The organism is Polaromonas sp. P3_C2, assembly GCF_056402675.1.
In genome coordinates this window covers 1-2,251 of sequence record NZ_JBFUGX010000656.1, presented here as the reverse complement: position 1 = coordinate 2,251, position 2,251 = coordinate 1, and the positions used below count along the sequence as shown (strand labels likewise).

The 2,251-nt window shown below is 59.6% G+C and carries 3 protein-coding genes; all 3 read left to right on the top strand.

The window, feature by feature from the left end:
• Positions 1 to 581: efflux RND transporter permease subunit (locus AC1DWI_RS20320; RefSeq protein ID WP_477725593.1), on the top strand; the 581-nt coding region annotated here is incomplete at its 5' end.
• Between the two features lie 156 nt (positions 582 to 737).
• Positions 738 to 1,784, top strand: a complete 1,047-nt coding sequence (locus AC1DWI_RS20315; RefSeq protein WP_477725592.1) for an SDR family oxidoreductase — start codon at positions 738 to 740, stop codon at positions 1,782 to 1,784.
• Positions 1,785 to 1,853: 69 nt separating this feature from the next.
• The gene (locus tag AC1DWI_RS20310) at positions 1,854 to 2,138 is read left to right on the top strand and encodes an acyl carrier protein (RefSeq protein ID WP_477672811.1); all 285 of its coding nucleotides are present in this window, start codon (positions 1,854 to 1,856) and stop codon (positions 2,136 to 2,138) included.
• The last annotated feature ends 113 nt before the right edge of the window (positions 2,139 to 2,251 follow it).

Below are 2,251 nucleotides of genomic sequence, written 5' to 3'. Positions count from 1 at the left end.
GCTTCAGCCTGGCCATGGCGACCGGCGGTCAGTGCAGCTATATCGTGCTGGTGCTTCTGTTCAAGGATTTCCTGCACCCGGTGACCATCCTGGCCGCCCTGCCGCTGTCGCTAGGCGGCGCCTTTGTCGGCCTGTTGATCGCACAGAAGAGCTTTTCCATGCCCTCGCTGATCGGTCTCGTCATGCTGATGGGAATCGCGACCAAGAACTCCATCTTGTTGGTCGAATACGCCATCGTCGCGCGGCGCGACCACAATATGTCGCGCTGGGATGCGCTGCTGGACGCCTGCCACAAGCGGGCACGGCCCATCATCATGACCACGCTGGCCATGGGCGCGGGCATGATGCCGATTGCCCTGGGCTTCGGCGCGGCCGACTCCAGCTTTCGCTCACCGATGTCGATCGCGGTGATCGGCGGCCTGATCACCTCCACCGTGCTCAGCCTGCTGGTGGTGCCTGCCGTGTTTACCTACATCGATGACCTGGAGCGGCTGATCAAGCGCATGGCGGCAAGATTGCGCGGCCACGGCAGTGAAAAGCCTGAAAACGGCCAGCCCGCCGCTGAATCAGGCGCCCCATAAGCTGCAAAATAATGCACATACAGCCGCGTACCGCTTTGTAAAAGGCGGATCAGACGTGTAATTTTGCTGATTTGGACAGGTCCGTCCGAGTGAATTAGGGCTGACCGTCCAATACCCCTCGCTTATACTTGCAGGTTCAGCTTTACATTTCTTAACATGTCAAAACGCGTACTGCTTTCGGGCGCAACAGGCCTGATTGGCGGCGAATTAATGCTTCTTTTGGCTGCGCGCGGCGTTTACAGCACTGCTGTGGTGCGCGCTGCCGATTCGAACCAGGCCCGTGACCGTCTGCTGGATCGCCTGAAAAAGAGCGTCCTCTGGAAGCCCGAATTTGCCGACATGGTGTCTGCCGAGGCCGGCGATGTGGTCGAGCCCGGTTTTGGCCTCAGCGCGGCAGTTCTCCAATCGGCCGACGTCATCCTGCATTCGGCGGCCAGTACCTCGTTCAAGCCCGGTGCCGGGGTCTATCCCATCAATCTCAAGGCCGCCGAGCATTTTTCCGGCATCCTGAAAGACCTGCGGCCCTCACAACGCGGTTTTTTTGTTGGAACGGCGGCAGTGACCACCGAGCCGCGCGGCGTGATCACCGAAGACATGCCGTTTGCCGGCTATGCCAACGACTACATCAGGTCCAAACGCGATGCCGAAACACTGCTGCGCGGCAAAGGCCATCCTTTTGTGAGTTTGCGCCCGGGCATTGTGCTGTCGCGCGGGATTGACGACRCCAAACTGGCCCGCAACATGTTGTGGTCCATCCCGGTCATGGCCGAACTTGGTGATGTGCCGCTGGACCCCTTGGGCAAACTTGACTTCGCGCCGGTGGATTTCATCGCAAGCGCCTTCGCCGAGATGTTGCTCAAGGACGAGCTCCGGCACGATTGCTATCACGTGTCCACGGGCGAAGACTCCATGACGTTCGCGGCGCTGGCCGAAGAACTGAAAGCCAGCATGCCCGGCATCGGCAAGATGGTAATGCGCGGCAGGGACTTCGTGCCCACACCGAAGTTTGCCCGCCAACGCTGGATGTTTGAAGCATTGCAGCCGTATTTGCCTTTCCTGACCGCCGACGCGGTGTTCAGCAATGCGCGCCTGCGGGCAGAAATTGGTGCGGCAGCTGTCGCGCCGGCGCCCATTAGTTATCTGGGTGAATTATTGGGGACCTTCAGCCTGTCGGACGCCGTCAGGCAGATGTACACGCCCTGAGGTACGAAAACAACGCGGCTGCTTTTGTAAAATGCCCCTACAGGCCCGAAGAGGCCGGCCGTCATATCGATGGTGGGACAATGGCGGTTCGCATTACATATTTACTGGTTCGTGATGAATTCTGATTTGATTAATCTTTTTGCCGAGACATTTGGCATCAGCGAAGAAAAACTGCTGCCGGATGCCACGCTGGAGAGCCTGGGCCTTGACTCCCTCGCCGTCATCGAATTTCTGTTCCAGATTGAAGACCAGTTTGGCATTCAGATTCCGGACCAGGCCAGCCCGCCGCGCACCCTCGCCGAAATGGTCCAGCTGATTGAACCCCTGCTGCCATCAGGCAAGCCCGCCGCCTGAGCCCTGCCGGGCCCGCCAGACCGCCCATGCGTCGCGTAGCCATCACGGGTCTTGGCGTTGTTTCCGCCGTTGGAACCGGCACTCCCGCATTCTTCGAGTCCCTGCTTTCCGCC